The sequence below is a fragment of the Kitasatospora sp. NPDC002522 genome (genome assembly GCF_053595195.1).
Map to the genome: position 1 here is coordinate 104,279 of NZ_JBSFXE010000020.1, position 21,213 is coordinate 125,491.

Below are 21,213 nucleotides of genomic sequence, written 5' to 3' on the forward strand. Positions count from 1 at the left end.
GCTCCTATTAATTGCACCAACTGCCGGCGGCAGTCGAATTATTCATGATGATACACCTTTCCGCCACCGCACCGAAGGTTACATATTCAATCGCCGTAGGCACCGGCGACGCCATGTTTCCATAAATTGGTCGGGCCTCCACGAATACAGACCCGCCGCCCTTGAGTGCCTCGACTACGGGATCTTCCGCATTATCATACATCCACTGGTTGGCCTCTTGGTACATGGGAACAAAGTTTCGAGTATCCTTATTTGATCCCCCCATTGCATATCCAATTAGATGCCCTCGCGCCCTGTTGTCGTCCGGCAACGAGGTCAGCCCGGGTAGCGCAAAGCCCAACTTTGGCCGTGGCGGCGGCGTGTAGTCGCTTGGCGTTAGGTCTGCAAAAGCGCCGGCCGCCACGCACTGTCCAGCTTGCATTTTTCTTGGCAGATATACCTTGTTTATTCCGGTGAAGCCGGCGCCAGTGTTACAGCCATCTCGATCGGGCAGGTTCCCATTAAATCCTGGACTGAATCCGAGGCCTTGATTCGAATCAACTTGGCCAACCTGGAACGGGGATCCACCCGGCGTTGCAGTTCCGGTGGTCGGGGTTCCAGAGTTTGTCGGGCCTGCTTCCGGTCCGTTCATTCCGCTTGGTGGGGCGGGGGTCGTGCAGACTACGCAGGGTTTCGGCGTGATCTTGTGGGGGTCAGGCCTGGGCGGTGCGGGCCGATGCGGGGGCGGGCCGTCGGTGTCGCAACCGCTATACGCGGCGACCTCACCTAGCGCGATGTCTTCTTCCTCAAGATAGCTGACTAGCGAGAAGATGCTGATTACTTGTGCATCTGCGGCCTCGGCTTCAGCAAGTTCGGCTTCGGTGGCGGAGACCGGATACCAAGCATATCCATTGTATGCCGTCAGATGCCCACCATGGGGGTGGCCTAGTTCATACATGAACTCGTTGCCTGATGAGCTCTCGCCGTAGCTCATCATGTTGAAGTATGCGGAGTAGTTGAAACCGTCATCGCCAAGGTCAAGGTATCGGTTGTGCCCGGGCCACTTTGTGTCCTGCGGTTGTGGGTCTCCGGGGGGTGTGTCCGGATCGCACGAGGGGTTGTGTCCGGTTGGGTCGGTGGTGTTGAGGGGGTCGCCTGCGCCGTAGCTGTAGAGGTTTGCGTGTGCTGCGGTGGTGGGTGCGAGGTTGGCGGTGTCTCGGCTGGTGAATCCGGAGGTTGCTGGGTCGTATCGGCGGCTGGCGGTGTTGATTTGGCCGGTTGTGGTTTCGGTCCAGCCGCCTTGGTAGCCGAGGTTGTGGTTGGTGCCTGTGGTGTTGAGGGGTTTGCCCCAGGGGTCGTAAGCGGTGGAGCCACTGGGGGTGGTGGCGGTGGGGGTGAAGGTGGCGATGAGGTCGCCGTGGCGGTCGGTGTAGGCGAGGGCGGCGTTGGTGCCGGTACCGACTGCGGTGAGGGCTCCGGCGGGGGTGCGGGTGTAGTTCTCGGTGCCGTCGGAGGTGAGGCTGCTGGTGGTGGTGTCGTAGGTGAAGCCGTGGCCGTTGGATGTGGTGAGGCGGCCGAGCGCGTCGTAGGTGTAGCTCTGGGCTTGCTGGGTGGCGAGTTGGTCGAAGGCGTCGTAGGTCGCGCTGGTGGTGCTGCCGCCGGTGGTGGCGGCGGAGCGCGTGCCTCGGGCGGTGTAGGTGTAGCTGGCGCCGAGGCTGTTGCTGGTGAGCTGGTTGCGCTGGTTGTAGGTGGCGGTGTTGATGCCGTTAGCGGTGAGGTTTCCGTTGCCGTCGTAGCCGTAGGCGGTGGGGGTGGTGCCGTTGTTCCAGGTGGCCAGGCGGCCGGCTTGGTCGTAGGTGTACGTGTTGGTCGTGGCGCCCGCGAGGCCTGTGGTGGTCTTGGTCTTCAGCCGGCCTGACGGGAAGTAGGTGTAGGCGAGGGAGGAGACGGTTGCGCCGGTGCTGGTCTTGAGGTTATCGGCGGTGGCGTTGCCCTGGTCGTCGTAGGTGTAGCTGCGGATGTCGCCGGTGCCGTACTGGACGGTGCTGACCTGGCCTCGGGGGGTGTAGCCGTAGGTGAGGGTGGTTCCGGTCAAGGGTTCGGCGAGGGTCTTGAGGTGCCCATCCGGGTCGTAGGTGAAGGTGGTGGTTCCAGCCTCGTTGCTGCGCGAGGTGAGGTTGCCGTCCGGGTTGTAGGTGTAGGTGGCGTGGCTGAGCGGGCCGCTCGCGGTGAGGGTGAAGCCGCGGTCGTCGTAGGTGTATGCCTGGTTACCGCTCGGGGTCGACAGCGACGTGAGGTGGCCGTCGAGGTCGTAGCCGAGGGCTCGGGCGGGGGTGGCGGCTTCGCCGCCGGTGCCGGTTTGGTTGGTCAGGTGTCCGAGCGGGTCGTAGGTACTGGTGATGGTGACGCCGCCGGGCTCGTTCTTAGTGACGGGCTCGCCGAGGATGTCGTAGCCGATCGTGTAGGCGCGGTCGGCGACGTTGGGGTAGGCGGAGGTGGCGGGGTCGATGGTGGACTCGGGCAGTCCAAGGGTGTTGAAGGTGTAGTAGGTGGTGTTGCCGTTGCCGTCGGTGTACGCGGTGCGGTTGCCCGCAGCGTCGTAGCCGAAGGTGGTGGTGATGCTCTTGTCTGCGGTGACGCGCTCCGTGTGGTGCCATACGTGGCCGTTGGCGTAGTAGTCGGCGGCGGTGGTGTTGCCGTCGGCGTCGGTGGCGGAGGTCGGGTTGCCGGCGACGTCGTAGACGTTGCTGGTGGTGGCGAGCGTGGTGCCGGCGGTGGACAGCTGAGCGGCTGAGGTGACGCGCCCGGCGTGGTCGTAGGTGATGGTGGCCGACGGGCCGGTGGCACCGGGCTGGCTGCCGGGGAGGATGGTCTTGGTGGGTTGGCCGGCCAGGTTGTAGCTGGTGCTGGTGGTGTTGTTCAGCGGGTCGGTGACGCTGGTCCGTTCACCGGCCGCGTCAAAGGCCGCGGTGGCGGCAGCTCCGCCGGGGGTGATGACGGTGATGCCGTTGCCTGCGTCGTCGTAGCCGAACGCTGCGGTGTAGGCGGCGGTGGCTCCACCGGTGGTGCTGCGGACCAGTTGGGTTTGGGTGATGCGGCGGCCGAGGTCGTCGTAGGTGGACTGCGCCTGGGCGCCGATCGGGTCGGTCGTGGAGAGCTTCTCGCCGTCGAGGTCGTAGGCGCTGATGACCTTCGGGGTGGTGGTGTTGACCGGTGGCAAGTCGGTTTCCACGAGGTTGCCGAGTTGGTCATAGGTGTTTTTGGTGACCTGGCCCTTGGCGTCATGCACCGTCCCAACACGGCCCATCGCGTCGTAGTCGATCTGGGTGACCGCGGTGACGGCGGTGGTCTGGCCGGGGGCCGTGTAGGAGTTCTTGGCGGCGGAGTCGTGCTCGCCCGCAGTGTCGTAGGTGCGGGTGTACGTGGTGATGTTGCCGTTCGGATCCTGGACGGAGGTCGGGTTGTCGAACACCCCGTACCCGACACGAATGAACGGGTTGGCCGAGGGCAGCGTCACGGGCGCGCCGGTCGCCATGTTGAACGTGGTGGTGGCGATGGCAGGGCCGGTGGTCGTGGTGAGCCGGCCGAGGGCGTCGTGAGTGAAGCTGGTGGTGTATGCGGTCGGGTCGGCCCCGGTCACGTTGCCGAGCGGGCTCACTGTGGTTGTGAGCCGACCGCTCTGATCGTAGGTGTGGGTGGTGACCGAGTCGGCCGGCGAGTTCTTGACCGTCTCGCTCAACGGGTTGCCGAGCGCGTCGTAGGTGTAGTCAGTCTCTCGGCTGTCCCCGCCACCGGTGAGGACGCCGCTGAGAGCGTTGTTCGCGGCGTCGTACTTATAGGTAGTGGTGCGGTTGAGCCCGCCGGGGTCGAGGGTGGTGCTGGTGGTGCGGCCGGCGGCGTCGAAGGTGTTGGTGACGGTGGTCTTGCCGCCGCCGGTGACGCGTTGGGTGAGGTGGCCCGCGGGGTCGTAGGTGTTCTGCTGGAGAACCACGTCGCGGGTGGTGCCGTCGAAGGACTGGGTGCTCACGTTGAAGCTGTGGAAGCCGTCGAGGTCGGTCTCGGCGACGGTGTTGTCGTCGTTGTAGTACGTGTGGGTGGTGCGGCCCATCGCGTCGGTGACCATGGCGAGTCGGCCGGCGGGGTCGTAGGCGCGGGCTTCGATGATCTGGTAACGGGAGCTGACGGGGTGGTTCGGGTCGCCGGTGTAGTTGGAGATCGCTACCTGGGTGAGTTGGCCTCGGGCTGAGTAGACGTGGTTGTACGTGGTGCCGGCGGCATCGGTTTCGGTCTTGGTGCGGCCGAACGCGTCGTAGGTGTAGCTGGTCTTGTGGCCGGCCGGGTCGGTGACCTGGGCGAGGAGGTCATTGTTGGCGGTATAGGCCCAGGTGGTGGTCCGGGACGCGTCGCCGCCGACAGCGGTGTCGGCGACGGTCTCGTTGATCGGGTCGCCGTCCGCGTCGTAGGTGGTGGTGGTCTGCCGGGTGTGGCTCTTACTGGTGACGGTGTCGGTGGTGCCGGGGTCCTTCTGGCTTACGGGGTTGCCCTCGCCATCCCAGCCGTAGGTGGTGGTGCTGACCATCCTCGTCTGCCCGATGCCGCAGTTGGCGCAGGTCTCGGTCTTGGCGGTACGGCGGCCGAGGTTGTCGTACGTGTAGGTAGTGGTCAGCCCGAGCGGGGTGACGGTCTTGGTGAGGTTGCCGGCGGTGTCGTAGGAGTACTGGGTCTTCTGCTCTGCGGGCAGTGACGTGGCCTGCGGGTAGGCGTTCGCATCGACGGTGACGGACTGGGCGGCGGTCAGGCCTGCGGGTTGGGTGCCGCCGGTGATGGGGTTTCCGTTGCTGTCGACGGCCTGTTCGGTGCCGGCGGTGATGGTGGAGTAGGTGGTGCGGCCCTTGGTGAAGTCGCTGGTCGCCGGGGTGGTGACCGAGGTCAGGTCACCGGCCGCGCTGTATGCGTACGTCGTGGTGTAGGTGGGCGTGTAGGCGGGGTCGGTGGGGCTGAGGGACCGGGCGTCGCTGAAGGTGGCGAGCTTGTCGTTGGTCGGGTTGTACGGGTTGACGGTGTCCAGCAGGTACGTGCTGTAGCTGGTCTGGCAGCTCGCGGGGTTCTGACAGGAGGTGCGGGAGACCGCGTTGCCGCGGGCGTCGTGGCCGGTGGTGACGGCGTGGCCGTCGGCGTCGGTGACGGTGTGCAGGAAGCCCGAGGTGTCGTAGGTGTAGGAGGTGATGTTGCCCGTGGCGTCGGTGAAGGAAGTCAGCTGCCCGGTACGGGTGTCGTAGCGGTACTTCAGCTTGCTGCCGCCCGGGTCGGTCACCGTCGCGAGCGTGACCGCCGTCGGCGTGGACGCGTTGCCCATGGCCTGGAAGTGGGCGCTGACGGTGGCCGCGTCGAGAGTCGTCTCGTAGTAGGAGGCTTCGGAGATGGAGCCGTTGAAGTGGCCGCTGGAGTCCGAGGGGGCGGCCGGCCATGCGGAGGAGACGGCGCCCGCGCCGAGGTAGACGTAGGAGGTGCCGTTGTAGGAGATCGTGCCCGTGTTCTCGGTGCCGGCCTGCTGGCCGTCGAGGTAGAGCGTCTCGGAGTGGGCGGTCGCCGCGAGGACGGCCTGGTGCCACTTGCCGTCCGTGACGGTCTGACTGGTGGTCAGCTGGTCGCTGGTGCTGCCGGGCTGGTCGAGGAACAGGCCGTGCAGCTTGCTGTCGGTGCCGACGTATAGGGCGGGGTTCCAGGACATGCCGGCGCCGTTGACCGGGGCGGTGCCGATCGGCATCGACTGGTACGAGTACAGGACGCCGGCGGTGGTGGTCTTGAACCACAGCTCCATGGTGGCCGGGCCCTTGACCGGGGCGGCGCTGGAGGGCAGTTGGAGGACCGACGTGGTGCCGTTGAAGGTGGCGGATCCCTGGTTGGGGTCGCCGGAGGGGCCGGCGGTGCCGAGGTTGGTGCTGGTGTAGGTGCCGGAGGAGGTCTGGTCAGGCAGGGCGGTGCCGAGCTCGTCGGCGGCGTAGGCGGAGCCCGCCGGGTCGTCCAGGCGCCAGTAGGCGCTGGCGTGTTGGTCGACGACCTGAGCCCGGTAGGCGCTGGCCGCGTCGAGTCCTCCGGTGCTGCCTGCAGTGGTCGCGGTGGTGTAGAGGGTGCTGATGGTGCCGGCGGCGAGTGCGTACTGGTAGATCGCGAAGTCGGCGATCGCCCCGTTGAGGTGGCCGCTTGCGTCCGTGGGTGCCGAGGGCCAGGTGTCGACGTTGCCTGCGCCGAGGTAGGCGTTGCTGGCGCCGTTGTACTTGAGGGCGCCGCTGATGGCACCTCCGGTGGCCTGCCCGTCGAGGTAGAGCTGCTGGCTGCTGCCGGTGGCGGAGATCGCGGCCATGTGCCACCTGCCGTCGTCGACCGCGGCGGTCGAGGTGGCGGGGGCGACGCCGCCTCCGGTCCACAGCAGGCCGTGGAGCAGGTGGTCGGAGCCGACGTACAGGGCCGGGTTCCACACGTTCGACGTGGTGTGGGATCCGCCGAGCGGGAAGTCCTGGTAGCCGTAGAGCACGCCGGGGCTGCTGGTCTTGAACCACAGGGCGACGGTGGCGCCGGCGCCGAGCTTGGGGACGGCATTCGCCGGGAGCTGCGTGGAGGACGTTGTGCCGTTGAAGCTGGCGCCGGTCGTCGTGCCGGATGCCCACGGGCCGGTGGTGCCGAGGGTGGTGTTGGTGTAGGTGCCGCGGTTCTGGGCGAGCGCGGCGGAGGACAGCAGTTCGTTGGCGGTGTTTCCGGTGGCGTCGTTCAGCCGCCAGTAGCCGGTGGGGAAGGCGCCCACCACGGCCGCGTCGTACGCGGACGCGCTCGCGCCGGCACCGGTCGCCTGCGTGTACAGGTTGGAGACCGTGGTGGAGGTCAGGCCGTGGGCGAACATCGCCACGTCGGCGATCTGGCCGTTGAAGTGCATCCACGGGTCGGTGGTGGAGGCCATCGGCCAGTTGGCGGCCGCGCCCGCGCCGATGTAGACGTGCCCGGTGCCCTGGCCGATGATCGCGCCGGTGCGCGGTCCCGCGGTGGCCTGGCCGTCGAGATACAGGGTCTGGCTGGTGGCGCTGTCGGCGGACAGCAGCGCGAAGTGCCAGATGTTGTTGTTCACCTTGGTGGCGGACTTCAGGCTGTTGTTCGCGCTTCCGGTCCACATCTGGCCGTAGAGGTAGCCGTCGGTGCCGACGTACAGGGCGGGGTTCCACATCTGCCCGCTGGCGCCGGTGGCGCCGATCGGCGCGTCCTCGTATCCGACGAGCACGCCGCTGGTCGTGGTCTTGAACCAGACGCCGATCGCGCCGGGGCCGGACTGCGGCGCGTAGGAGGCGGGCACCTCCGCCCAGGACGTGGTGCCGTTGAACGACACCGCTGTCGAGCCTGCGACCGGTCCCGCCGCACCCAGGGTGGTGTTGGAGTACGTGCCGTTGTTCGGGGTCGGGCGTGGGACGTAGACCTGGTTGTAGGCCTGGGTTCCCTGCCCGTCCGACAGTCGCCAATACCCTGCCGGGTTCGCGCCCATCACCGCGCTGCGGTATTCCTGCGACGAACCGGACACCGTCGGCGGGGTGATCGTCCAGTTGCCCTGGTAAGCGTCGGTGACGATGCTCGCGCGGTCGTTGACGGCGTCGTAGCTGACGGCGAGCTTGGTCTTCCCCGAGGGCAGTGTCTGCTTGATCAGTTCGGTGGAGGCGTGCTGCCGGGCCTGCCACAGCGAGGCCACCGCCGGAGCACCGAGCCCGTGGTCGAACACGGCGGCCTCGGCGATCTGACCGTTGAAGTGGTTGTTGCCGTCCGATGCGGCACTCGGCGCGGACGGCCAGGGCAGGTTCGTCGCGTAGCCGGCTCCGAGGAACACCGAGTCCTGGTCGAGGTGGTCGATCTGCCCGGCGAGCGGGGCCTGGTTGACCACGGCCCCGTCCAGATACATCGTCTGCGAGGCGCCCTGGCCGGAGAGCACCACCAGGTGCCACTGGCCGTCCGTCACCGTGCCGGTGGTGGTGATGGGGTGTGTGCCGACGGTCGGGCTGTACAGCTCACCGCGAAGCAGGCCGTCGGCGCCGACGTACAGGACCGGGGAGGCGTGGGAGGGCACGGCGGTCAGTGCCGTGTTCTGGTAGGACATCAGAATGCCGGCGCTGGTGGTCTGGAACCACAGGGCGACGGACTGGTAGCTGTTCTTCAGCTTCCCGCTCGGCAGGGCGACCGAGGAGGTGGTGCCGTTGAACGCGGCCGCCTTCGGCGCGGCCGCCGAGGCGATAGGCGACAGCGGTCCCTGCGCGGTGCCGAGGCCGACGTTGGTGTACGTGCCCTTGTCGTTGCCCTGGTTGGCGATCACCTCGCTGGCCGCGGTCGTGCCACTGGCTTCGCCGAGGCGCCAGTACGACGACGGGACCAGGTCCAGCGTCGCGCTGCGCAGGTGAGAGCCGGCCTGGGAGGTGTACTGGGTGCAGGACGGGGTGCTGTTGCCGCCGGTCGGCGGCGCGCAAACCTTGTCCAACTCGTCCGGGTTGTTGGTCCCGTTGGTGTTGTAGCTGTACGTCCACGTCAGCGCGGGGTCTGTGCCGGAGACGGGGTCGGTGGTGACGCTGGCGACGTGCCGGCCGTCCGCCGTCCAAGTCAGGTGCAGCACCCTCGCCGAGGTGCTGTCGGTGACGGTGTCCAGCTTCCCGGAGGTGTTGTAGTGCAGCACCTGGGTGTGCTTCTCACGGTCGGTGATCTTCGACAGCTGGAAGCCGCTGTTCGCGGTCGGCTGGTTGAAGCTGTAGACGGTGCCGGTCTTGTCCTGCAGGACCCAGCCGCCGCCTGCCGTGGCCGTGTCGGTCGCCAGGGTCTCGAACTCGCCCTGCGCCGAGCTGTAGAGCGCCATGCCCGTCGTGGTCTTGGCACCGCCGCTCTGGGTGGCGTTGTTGTGGTACAGGTACTGGATGCCGGTGTCCTTGGCGACGGTGAGGACGCCGGTGCCGCTGTCGCCGGGTACGCCACGGATGGGGGCGAGGTTCCGCATGCCGCCCCAACCCGTGCCGAGCACCGTCGGGTTGCCGAGCGTGCTGGTACCGAGGGTGGTGTTGCCGGTGCCCTGGTACTGCACGAGGTTGCCGGTACCGGTCTGGATACCGACGAGCGAGCCGATGCCCGTGCTGTTGAAGTTGCCGCCGATCAGCTCGGTGATTCCATTCCAACCGGTGCCCAGCGAGGCGCGGCCCGCGGTGTTCAGCGTGCCATCGGAGTTGAACGGGTACGCCCACAGGAGCCCGGTCGTGGAGTCCACCGCGACCAGGTCCTTGCCGCCGCCGCCGGCCAGCGGTGCCGTGATCGCAAGGTCGGTCATCGAGCCGAACCCCGAGGCGACAGCCGTCTTGGTGCTGTAGCCGCCACCGGCGACGCCCTTGTACTCCCACAGCGTGCCGTCGGAGTTCGCCACCCCGAGGAGGTCGCCGACATTGTCACCGGTCACATCCGCACCAGTCAGGTGCGACAGGCCCCACCAGCCGACGCCGAGCATCTTCCGCTTCGACGCAGAGAAGTCAGGCCCCGGGTACAGCCACAGCTGTCCGTTGGTCGAATCGACAGCGACCGCGTCGTCGATACCGTCACCGGTCTGATCCCCCGCGCCGGCCATCTGGGTCAGCTGGAAGTCGTTGCGGCCGAACCGCTCCTCCCGGCCGCTGGCCCCGGTCACCAGGACCGAGCCGGTACCGTCCGCGTCGGGGACCACGCTCATGTCCCACGTCGACGACCAGCCCGCTCCGAACAGCGCCGAGGTCCGCGGGTCAAGGGAGTTATAGGAACGCTGCACCTGCAGCGCGGGGCCTACAGCCGCCACCGCCGCGTCCGTCGCGTCGGTGGTGTAGTTGCCCACCTGCGCGTTGAACGTGTGGCCTTCGACGTCGCCTGCGGCGCCGCCCAGTTGGCCCGTGATCACCGGCTGCTGCACCTTGGTCGAGAACGGGATCGGGCTCGACCACGCGGACGACGCCTGACCGTCCGTCACTCGGACGATCCAGTAGTAGCTGGAGTTCCACGCCAACAGGCCCGATGGCACCGACCAGGAGGTGTTCGCCTGCAGACCCGAGTCCGCCACCGGGGTCGAGCCGGCCGCCGGGAACACCTGGAACTGGTACTGCAGGCCGGTACCCGGGAAGTTGTCCGGGTCATGCCCCGACGCGTAATACTGGGGAGTCAAGACGCCGACAACGGTGCCCCCGAGTGGTGACGCCGTATCAATCTGCGGTGCAACATTGGCCGCCTGGATCCAAGTGCAGTGCGATACCGGAACGCGGTAGGAGTCGCTGAGCGAGGTAATGCCTTGGACGTATCCGTCCCAGCACAACTGGTACTGCTGCCCCGGTGGGATCGGCGGGATCGTCGCCGTGAAGGTCACCGTCTGATTGCTATGTACGGGAGTCTGGGATCCAGGTATCGCGGTAAGCGGAGGACTGCTGGCGGGGAACTGCTCGTGCCAGTTGGCGTCGTAGAACCTGGGCTTCACCTGCATGCTGGTTGAGTCCCACCAATTGGCACCCTGGTTGGTCATGGTGAGCTGCTGCGAGCCTGCCGTGTTGTACGTCGGCGGGTTGTAGGTCCCATCGGTGGAGTAGGTCGCGGCCCAGTCCACGTAGGTGACCTTGAGGTACGGCGGGAAACTGGTGTTGACGCTGTTGAACTTCTTCCATGCCGCGACATCGCCCGTGTCGGCGGTCAACGCCACGCCGAAGTTGCCGCCACCATGGGTCCAGCCGTTCACATACTGGACACCAGCAGTCGTCGGGTCATCACCGAGATCGAACGGCACCCAGGTCGGGCCGCTCGGCGAGTTGGAGCAGTTGTAGTTGTATGCCTGGAAATTCGCCGTTCCGATGACTGAGCTGCTGGTGGCGACCTGGGATGCACTGGTGACGCTTCCCGGATCCCACGACCCGTTGATGGGGTGCACATCCACTGACCGGGAGGAGCATCCGCCGCCCCAGATTGCGTCCATGTCGAGCTCGGCCTTCTCGACGTACATGTTCTGCAGCGTCGTGCCGATGTTGTCGAAGACGACGTAGCCGACGTTGGAGTCGGTGCCGCCGTTGTAACTGCCGACGCGTAGCTCGTTCTCGGACGAGTGGTTGCTCGGGTACTGGGTCGAGACGTATGTGGTACGCGTGGAGTTGATCTGGCTCGTGGACGGGTCGACCTTCACCGGGAACACGCGGTGGGAGTCGTGCAGCCATGCCGTATCGAGGTCCATTTCGAGTGCCGGGGCTCCGTCGACCGTCGTGAGGTGGTACGCGACTCCGTCGGAGATGACACCGTCACCCGAGTGGGAGTCGACGGCCGAGTCCTCCATGAACCCGTGGGGGATCTTTAGCCTGACCTGCCCGGTCTCGTCGGTGAACTGCACGTCGCCCGCGTCGTCGAGCGTGGCGGTGAGGCCATTGAGAGTCAGCGGGAACACCCAGGTGGTCGGTGCCGATGCGTCGTGGAGGACCAGCGACTCCTTGATCCCGGACGCGAGGGTGTTGTAGACGACGTCGGTCGACTGCGCGGCCATCGGGTAGGTGAGTGTGTCCGCCTTGGCCACGGCGGTGGCCGCCTGAGCTCCCTTCAGGCTGTAGGAGAGGCTGTGGCCGGCATCGACCGACCAGTTCAGCAGAGCGGTGCTGTCGGCCTTCGGGGAGAAGCTGATGTCCTGGCCGTTCGCCGTCTCGCTCCAGCGCCTGTCGCGACGCTGAGCGAGCCCAGTGTCGATGTTGTCCCAGGAACCGTCGGACTTCTTGTAGTGCACGGGGCGGCTGTAGATCCGCACCGTCTTGGTGCCATCCGGGTTCTGGAACACCGACGTGGTCGCCGTCCGAGAAGCCGTGAGCTCAGTCGCGCCTGCATCGGAACCTGCCGGACCGATCCAGCTAGCGGCGTCCGTAGGTGCCAAGGACGGCACGGAAGCGGCCGAAGGCGCCGCAGACGGCCCGGACTTGCGCTGATTCATCCACTCGGGTGGCGTCGTTTCCTCACCCTTCACCGCAGGAGGGGGAACATCAGAAAGCCGAGGCCCACCGGTTCTCGTCGGGCCTGACTGCTCCGGGAGCTCCCCCGCCGCAGGCACGTGGTCGCCCTTGTCCTTCCCCGAATTGCGGGACGTAGCAGAGGCCGAGACCACGGATGAGCGGCCCGCTGCGCTGCCACTGAGCTGCTCCGGCGTCTTCGGAGCACTTCCCGCCTTACCGGCCTGCAGGAGCGTAAAGGCGCTGGCTGACTGTGTCGACAACATGAGCAGCACAGCCAGGCCGGTGACCACGGCGGTCCACTGGAGCGCGGCCCAGCGCAGACGAGGTCGCGTAGTCCGCCGAGCGAGCCGCATAGCCGCCGCGGCCATCCTCACAAGCGAACCGAACGAGTACAGCGACGAGCGGCGCACAGCCGACCCCCAGAGCGCAGAAGAAGTACGCCCACTCCCGAGAGCAGGCGAACAACCTTCTACCGATCACACGTATGTTCTGTCGATCATTCGCCGAGGGTGACATGCGGCTTCTACATCTATTCGCGTCGATATGACTCAGCGTTGCTTGCCAAGATTTTGCAGTCCGCCGACATGAGGAAGATTTGATGGTCCATCAGTCATGCCGCCGTCTCTATGTCCCATCCGGGCAGCGGGTACTATCACGCTCCGTCCCCTAGACGCCTGACAGTCAGTGGCCAGTTCCGGGCACGCAGGCGCAAACCGCCCGCTGATCGCAGGAGGCCGCCGTGCCGGGAACCCGCCCGCCTTTGCTGAGATGTACGGCCGTGTTTCTCGCCGCCTCAGTCGCAGCGCTGACAGGCAGCTCCGCGCAGGCCGACTCCGTACGCAGCGCCGAGTGGCCGCTGGACAGTCACCACTTCCAAGCCGACAAGGTCTGGCAGCTCTCCCGCGGCGGGGGGATAACCGTGGCCGTCGTCGACAGCGGCGTCGCTGCCAGTCATCCTGACCTGGCCGGCCAAGTGCTTCCCGGCACCAGCCTGCTCGGCGATGGCGGAGACGGCCGAACCGACACCTCGGGTGATTCCCACGGCACCTCCATCGCCGGAATCATCGCGGCCACCGGAGGTCCTGCCCCTGGGACGGGCCTGACAGGACTCGCCCCCGACGCGAAAATCCTCCCCGTCCGCGTCGCCCAGGGCAGCCAGGTCTCACCGTCAACACTTGCCCAGGGCATTGTCTGGGCTGCGGATCACGGTGCCAGAGTCATCAATATCTCCATAGGATCTCCGAGCCCCGACCCACTGCTTCGACAGGCCGTCACATACGCACTGAGAAAAGACATCGTTCTTGTCGCATCAGCCGGCAACCAAGGAGAGAGCGACAACCCCGCCCTCTACCCGGCCGCGTTCCCGGGCGTCGTCTCGGTCTCGGGAATCGACCAGAATGGCCAGTTCTGGAAGCCCAGCGAGTCCGGCACCGGAATCACCCTCGCCGCACCCGCAGAGGAAATCTATTCCGCCAACGACCAAGGGCAATACGTCAACGCGAGCGGCACCAGCTACGCCGCCGCCTACGTCTCGGCCAGCGCCGCTCTCGTCCGTGCCCGCTACCCCCAGTTGACCAACGGTCAGGTCATCCGCCGCCTCATCACCACAACCGACGGCCACCACAACCAACCGGACCCGAAGACCGGCTACGGCAGACTCAATCCCTTGGCCGCTCTCACAGCCCGCGTCGACACGGCCGACACCGGAAACCCGCTTCTTCACCCCGCCCCGAATCCCCCGGTACCTACGGGACACTCGCCCAGCCTCGCCCTCGCCCTAGCAGCTCTGGGCGTAACAGGACTAGCAGCCATGGCAGTTGTCCTCATGTGGCGCCGCAAGCGCCGTACGACCGGAAACACACCGACCCCCGAAGATCGGCCCCTGAACAAGATCAAGCACCCGCACCGACCGAGCGCCCGTCCGAGCGCCGCAGCCCGCCAGGGCGGATCGCGGCCCAGGAATCAACCCAATCGTCGACACCGATGATCGGGACACCCACCTTGCAAGGAGCCATCCGATGAAGTTCCCCGCATCCAGGCGGGCCCGAGTCATCCTCATCGCCACCGCGGTCACCTGCGTCGCCGCATTCACGGTCCTCCTGCTCGTGTACGGCGAGGGCCAACCGAAACACCCGCCGAAGGTGGTCGCCAACAATGTCTCCGGTCGCCCAACGGTGTGCCTGGCTTCGGACAGCGCCACCGCCACCAAGTCCGCGACTGTCGCCAAGGTCTGGGCAGCCATTCAGGACGCGGCGAAACCGAACGCCGAGAACGCCCAGCAGCTCACCATGCCAGTCAGTGATCCCGCCCAAGCGCAGTCATACCTCGCAGGTCTGATCAGCCAACGATGCACCCTTATCGTCACGGTGGGCGCACCTTTCGGCCAAGCCATCGCCCCACTGGCCAAGCTGGTACCGACGATCCAGTTCACCGCAGTCGAACCCACGTCGTCGACCACCATCGCGGGTGCGACCGTAGTGACCGCCGACGAAGCACCCGACCGCATCCGCCAGCAGATGCAAAGCATCCAGGAGTCCACGCCCATCCGGTAGCCATAGGTGACGCGCGACTTCAGCCCGCCCTCGAGCGGCCAGCCTCACGGTAGGAGTCCGGAGCCCTGGACCCTGGCTCGCCTCCATCCTGCTCGTCGGTGTCGATCTCACCACGCTGTCCGCATTCGGCCGCGAAGCGGAGACGGCCGTCGGCAGCGGTACCGGCACCGCGGCGCCAGGAACAGCACGGCGTCCGCCCGGGCGGACTTTGAGACCTCAAACAGGGCTCTGCCCGCACCCCACGCAATCACCGCCGTCGGCAAGGGCAGTTGTGGATGGGGCTGACGAGTGGATCGATCTTGACGCGCTCGTGGATGACGGGCTACCCCCGCGCGCGTGGAGCTGGCCCGGACACCTGCACCAACACCATCGGGCTGTTCATGTCCGACTGAACTCTCGTCGAGGTGGCCGTGCTGTGCCTGCCGGCAGGCAAGTGCACCAGATGAGCTGAGGTTGCCCTAACCAAAGCTGCCCATCTGACGATTCCTCATAGTTCAAATCCCCTTATCCAGAAGGGACTTGGAGAACTCATCCCACCAGTACTGGTTCAACCAAGGTGGCCCCGAACATCGCCACCACGTGCTGCGCGCCGAGCCCGACCGTCCTCCCCCACGACAGCCGCTCGTCCGGCTTCACCACCGCCCCGGGCCGCGGGGAGCGCCCGTCGCCGTGCAGCTTCCACCCGAACCCGACGTTCATGCCGCTCTCCGCCTCTGCGCTCGACCATCCGTACGTCGCGCCATGATCTCCCACGGCGGCCGGCGCACCGACGCAGGCCACCCGTGTCATCGATCGACGGACCGCGGGGACGGCCACCACAGCTCCATCACTCCGCGTTCGGCAACGACTGAGTGCAGGCCCGGCAGGGAAGATCCTCGGGGAACCCGTTCCGGGGCCGGCATCGCTATGCTGACCCTCCTCATCGACGCCGATTCCGGCTTGGTCGTCATGATCGGACGCCGAGCGCCGGGCAGCCGCCACGAGTGCGAGGCCCGGGCGGAGTCCGGTGCCGAGGTCGCCGTGGGCAGGACCACCGCGACCGCCGGCAGGGGCGTTCCGAGCCCCGCACGTGTGAGCGGGTTACTGACGGAGCATCAACTACGCTGCTGCCAGCCGTAGAACCCGTGTCCGAGATCCGAGGTTTCGGCCTACCCTCGCAGTTCGGCGCCTTGAGCCTGGCGGAGGATTCATCTGAAGGGAGCCACCCGTGGTCGAAGCGTATGGCGGCCAACCGGAGCGCGCCGGCCAGGTGCCGTTCGTCGGCAGAGCTGCCGAAGTCGGGCTGTTGGACTCGGTGTTGGATCAGCTCAAGGGCGGCGGACTGGCCATCATCGACGTCACGGGTGAGGCCGGGATCGGCAAGAGCCGGCTGCTGGCGCAGTTCTGCGCGCGGATCCGCAGCCGGGGGCTGACCGTGCTGAGCGGGCAGGCCACCGAGTACGAACAGCACAGCCCGTTCAGGCCGTTCGCGGATGCGTTCGCCGACCTCAGCCCCGTGGTGCTGCGCCGCTTCCCCGCGCTGGCGGAGCTGTCGCCGGCCCTGCGGGGCGTCGCCGAGACGCCGGTCGCCCCGGGCGACACCAACCGGTTCGCCCTGTACCAGGCCACCGCGGCCCTGTTGGACCGGCTCGGCCCGCACGGGCTCGCCGTGGTGCTGGACGACCTCCACTGGGCGGACCCGGCGTCGCTGGAGTTGGTGGACCACCTGGTGCGCCATCCCGTCTGCTCTCCGCTCCTCCTGGTCGTCTCCCGCCGGGGCCGGCAGACTCCGCCCGTGCTGACCACGTCGCTCGCGCGTGGTGTGGACTCCGGGACGGTGCTCCGGATCACGCTGGGCCCGCTGGCCGAACGTGACTGCGTGGAGGGCCTGGCCGCAGATCTTCCGCAGCCGCAGGCTTCGGAGCTGTACGCGGCGAGCGACGGCAACCCGCTGTACTTCCTCGCCCTCCTCCAGGCCCACCGCGAGGCCCGCCAGTCACCGGGGCGCCCCTCCCCCGTCGCGGGCCGGGCGGTGTCCGGAGAGCCGGACGGCCTGCCGGTCGGGCTCGGCACGCTGCTGCTCGACGAGTTGGCGCCGCTGAGCCCCGTGGAGCGCCGGATCCTGGAGGCGGCCGCCGTCCTGGGGGACCACACCACCCCGCGGATGATCGGGCTACTGACCGGGTCCGGCTCCGAGGAGGTCATCCACGCGCTGCGGGGGTTGATGCACCGTGACCTCCTGCGGCGAGGACAGGGCGGACGGCTGGCGCTGCGGCATCCGCTGGTCCGGGAACTCGTCCACGAGAACATCGACCCGTGGCTGCGGGAGGACTTCCACCGCCGGGCCTCGGCGGAGATCGCCGCCGCCGGAGCCACCGTCATCGAGCGGGCCTACCACGTCGAGCGGTCGGTGACCTACTGGGATCCGCAGGCAGCCGGTGTCCTCGTCGCGGCCGCCGAGCAGAGCGCCGCGACCGCTCCGGCCGCCTCCGCACACTGGCTCGGCGTCGTCCTGCGGCTGCTCCCGGACGGCCCGGAACACCTCGCCGCCCGCCGCGAACTGACGCTCCTGCGGGCCCGCGCGCTCGGCGTGAGCGGCGGGCTGCAGGAGGGCCGGGACCTCCTGCAGCAGGTGATGGACATGCCGGCCCCGGACCGCTACGACGACATCCGCGCCGCTGCGGCCACGCTGCGCGGCCAGTTGGAGCGGCAGCTCGGACGCCACCAGGAAGCCGAGGCGATGCTCCGCCGTGAACTGGCCCGCACCCCCGGGCCGTCGGCGTCCCACGCGGTCCGGATCGGCCTGGAGCTGTGCTCCTGCATCCTGTCCGCCGCCCGCTACCCGGAGGCCCGTGCCGACATCAACGAGGTTCTGGCTGCGGCGCGTTCGCTCGGCGACGAGATCGGCGAGCTGGGCGCCCTGGCCCGGATCGCCCTGGGCGAGGCGTACGAGGGCGACCTGGGCACGGCCCGCACCGTTGCCGCATCGGCGGCCGCACTCGCCGAGACCCTGGCCGACTCCGACCTCGCCGAGCTGTGCGAATCGCTGTGCACCCTGGGCTGGACCGAGGCGTTCCTGGAGGACTACGCCGCTGCCGAGAGCCGTCTGGACCGCGGGCTGGAGATCGCCCGGCGGACCGGCCAGGTCTGTCTGGTCCCGCAGTTCCTGACCGCGAAGGCCTACGTCCACTTCAGCACCTGTCGGATCACCAGCGCGCTGGAACTGGCCGAGGAGGCCGAGCCGATGGCGCGCGCCGTGGGGAGTGACGAACTGCTCGCCTTCACCCTGGCGTTCCGCTCCCAGATCCTGCAGCAGGCCTGCCGGCCGGAACCACCGAGCGCACTGGCCGTCGCGGAGGAGGCCGCGGCCGCGGCCGGCGGCAACGACCACTGGTGGGCGACCCTGGCGCTGTGCATGCTCGCCTCCGCCGCACTCGACGCCGCCGATCCGCACCGGGCGACGGACATCCTGCTGCGGGCCGGCGGCGGAAGCGACCTGCGCCGGCTGCAGCCCTCGACCCGCCCCAACTGCCTGGAGATGCTCAGCAGCGCCGCCCTCGCCGTCGGCGACACCGACGCCGCGGTGCGCTGGGCGGAGCGCGCCCGCAAGGAGGCGGAGCAACTCGGTCTGCCGGCCCAGCGCGGCGCGGCGCTGCGCAGTCTCGGCCGGATCGCCGCGTACCACGGCGACTCGGCCGAGGCGGCCCGGATGTTCACCGCGGCGGCCGAGCAGAGCGTCCGGTCCCGGGCGACGCTCCGCGAAGCGCAGTCACTGCTCCTCGCCGCTCCGCACGCGCGCGCCGTGGGCGACGGCACCGGCGCGGCCGAGATGTGGCACCGGGGATCACGGCTGGCTTCGGAGGGAGGGGCCCGCCTGCTCTCGGGCCTCGCCGAACGCATCCGTCCGGTGGTCTTCGCCGCCCCGGCCGAACCGGCCGGTGAGCTGGTCTCGCTGACCGCCCGCGAACGGGAGGTGGCCGAACTGGTCGCCGAGGGCCTGACCAGCGCCGCGATCGCCGACAAGCTCGTGCTCAGCCCGCGCACCATCGAGTCCCACATCGCCCGGATCTACCGCAAGACCGGCGTGTCCAGTCGCGCCGCGCTGGCCGTCATCGTGAGCCGCAACACCGGGCCTGAGCAGGCGTACCTCAAGGCCCGCCGGCCTGCCCCCGAGGTGCCGCTTCCCGCTGACGGTCCGGAAGCGGGCGACCTCGCGCCGGCGACGCCGCGGGCCGTGGTCGACGCGCCCCGGCTGCTCGGCCGGGAGGTCGAACTCGACGCGGTGACCCGGGCGTTGGAGGCGCTGAAGGCGGGCTCCGGTCGGGCGGTCGTCCTGGTCGGCGAGCCGGGCATCGGGAAGAGCTGCCTGCTGTGGACGGCCGCCGCGCACGCCCGGTCCCAGGGCGTGCCCGTGCTCGCCGCGCGCGGCAAGCACGCGCCGCTGCCTCCGCTGCCCGCCGGACCCGACCTCGTGGACGTCTACGAGCTCGCGGCGCGCGCCGACGACCGCGCCGCCGTCCTGGCGGTGGTGGACGACCTGCACGAGCTCGCGCCCGAGCGGATCGCGGACGTGGAGCGGCTGTTGGAGGCCACCGTCACCGGTCCGGTGCTGTGCCTGATGGCCTACCGGCAGCGCCAGCTCTCGTCCCCGCTCGCCGCGGTGCTCTCCCGCGCGTCGTCCGCCGGGCTCCTGGAGGTGTGGAACCTCGGACCGCTCTCCCGGGCGCAGGCCCGCGAGTTGCTCGGCGACCGGCCGGACCTGGAGGAGGTCCACGGCGTGGCGGGCGGCAACCCGCAGTACCTCAAGGTGCTGGCCGCCGACGGTGGGACGGCGGCCGATGCCGGGACGGCGATCCTCGGCGAACTCGACGGTCTCGACGCCGTCGCCCTGTCAGTCGTCCAGGTCGCGGCGGTCCTCGGCGATCACGTCCACCCGGAACTCCTCGCCGCCGTCGCGGACTTGGACCCGCAGGAGGTCATGGCCGCAGTGGACGGGCTGACCCGGCTCGACCTGGTCCGCCCGGCCGAGCCCGCGCCGCGGCTGTCGCTGCGTCACCGGGCGGTCGCCGACGTCGTCTACGAGCGGCTGGAGCCCAGCCGCCGCATCGCCCTGCACCAGCGCGCGGAGGCCGAACTCGCCCGGCGGGCGGCGCCGATCGCGGAGCGCGCCCACCACGTCGCGCGGGCCGCCGACCCGTGGCAGCCGGAACACGCGACGACGCTGATCGCGGCGGCCCGCGGCATGCTCTACACCGCTCCGGCCGTGGCGACGGGCCACCTGCAGGCCGCCCTGTCGCTGTTGCGCGAGGGCGGGGCGCACTGGTACGAGGCGAAGGTCCTGCTCGCCCGGGCCCGGCTGCTGACCGGGGACGCCTCGGAGGGCCGGGCGCTGCTCGAGGCGCTGCGTTCGGAGATTCCCGGCGGGCCGGCCGACGGTGCGACCGCGCTCGCCGACTCCAGCCGGATCGAACGGCGACTGGGCCGGTACAGCGAAGCCGGCGCCCTCGCCCGTGCCGGACTCGCGGCGTTGACCGACGACGACTCGGCCACCGCCGCCGCCCTGCACGCGGAACTGGCCGACTACGCCTACGACGTGCAGGACTACGAGACGTGCCAGCAGCACGCCGAGACCGCCGCCGGGCTCGCACGGGCGCACTTCGACCCGGTCGGCGAGGCCAACGCCCTGGGCAAGGCAGCACTCGGCCACCTGTTCACCGGAGACCAGGCGGGCGCGCTGGCGACGCTGGCCAAGGCCGCCGACATCCTGGACACCGTCCCCGACACGATGCTGGTGGCCTACCTGGAAGCCGCGTTCCAGGTGGGCATCGCCGAAGGCATGATGGGACGGCTGGCCGACTCGGAGCGCCACCTCGCCCGTGGCGCGGACCTGTCCCGGCGCACCGGGCAGACCTACATCCATCCGCAGATCCTGACGGTCCTCGGCAACGCCCGGCTGCGCGCCGGGAACCTGTCCGGCGCACTGACCACGCTGGACGAGGCCGACCAGCACGTCAGACGGATCGGCGACACCACCACCGAGACGGTCCTCATGACGCTGCGGGCCGAAGTACTGCTCTGGCGCGACGGCCCCGGTGACCTGGCGGAGGCGTCCGCCACCGCCGAACGTGCCAGGGCGGCCGTCGGCAGCACGCTGACCTCGTGGGCGGTCTCCGTGCGCTGCGCCCAGGCCGAGTTCATCCTGCACACGGGCGACCCGGCCCGGGCCGGCTGGCAGTTGCTGGACGTCGCGGGCGGCGAGGAGCTGCCGAGGCTCACCGCCTGGCGCAGGCCCCGCTGGTGCGACCTGCTGGCGCAGGTGGCAGCCGCGGACGGCGACCCGGCCGCCACCGACCGCTGGGCGCGGCTGGCCGAGGAGAGCGTCGCCCAACTTCCCTCCGTGGGCCGGCAGGGCTTCGCATTGCGGGCCCGTCTGCGGGCCCACGCGGTGGGTGGGGACACCGACGGCGCACTGCGCTGCGCCCAGGACGCGATCGCGGACTTCGCCGACGCCGGTGACCGCATCGAGCTGGCCCGCACCCTGCTCACGGCGGCGGCGGTGTCGCTGGACGCCGGGCGGACCGACGCGGTGGGCGGTTGGCTGCACCGGGCCGCGGTGCTGGCCGACCAGTGCGGCTCGGCACGCCTGGGCGCCGACGCCGCCGACCTGCGGGCGCGACTGGCCACCGCCGCCCCGCCGTCCCGGTGAG

The 21,213-nt window shown here is 68.9% G+C and carries 4 protein-coding genes and 1 pseudogene; 3 read left to right on the forward strand and 2 right to left on the reverse strand.

Going from position 1 to position 21,213, the window contains the following annotated elements:
• Nucleotides 1-7 precede the first annotated feature (7 nt).
• Entirely contained in the window at nt 8-11,806 is an 11,799-nt protein-coding gene (locus ACWD4U_RS18950) for a LamG-like jellyroll fold domain-containing protein (protein ID WP_363454690.1), read from the reverse strand.
• A gap of 908 nt (nt 11,807-12,714) precedes the next feature.
• Here ACWD4U_RS18950 and mycP point away from each other — a divergent pair.
• Nucleotides 12,715-13,962, forward strand: coding sequence for a type VII secretion-associated serine protease mycosin (mycP, locus tag ACWD4U_RS18955; protein ID WP_449787235.1), 1,248 nt, complete (start codon nt 12,715-12,717; stop codon nt 13,960-13,962).
• Between the two features lie 31 nt (nt 13,963-13,993).
• Nucleotides 13,994-14,527, forward strand: a complete 534-nt coding sequence (locus ACWD4U_RS18960; RefSeq protein WP_363454687.1) for a type 1 periplasmic-binding domain-containing protein — start codon at nt 13,994-13,996, stop codon at nt 14,525-14,527.
• A 531-nt stretch (nt 14,528-15,058) separates the two neighbouring features.
• Here the strand turns inward: ACWD4U_RS18960 and ACWD4U_RS18965 are convergent.
• Nucleotides 15,059-15,226 (reverse strand): annotated as a pseudogene (locus ACWD4U_RS18965) (nitrate reductase); the annotation flags it as partial.
• Nucleotides 15,227-15,734: 508 nt separating this feature from the next.
• Between ACWD4U_RS18965 and ACWD4U_RS18970 the strand changes: the two are divergent.
• A complete protein-coding gene (locus ACWD4U_RS18970) occupies nt 15,735-21,212 on the forward strand; it encodes an AAA family ATPase (protein ID WP_363454685.1) in 5,478 nt (1,825 codons plus the stop codon).
• Nucleotide 21,213: the final 1 nt, after the last annotated feature.

Bases quoted from the DNA above. Each gene is read 5' to 3' on its own strand.
- ACWD4U_RS18960 (WP_363454687.1), top strand. From the start codon at position 13,994: ATGAAGTTCCCCGCATCCAGGCGGGCCCGAGTCATCCTCATCGCCACC.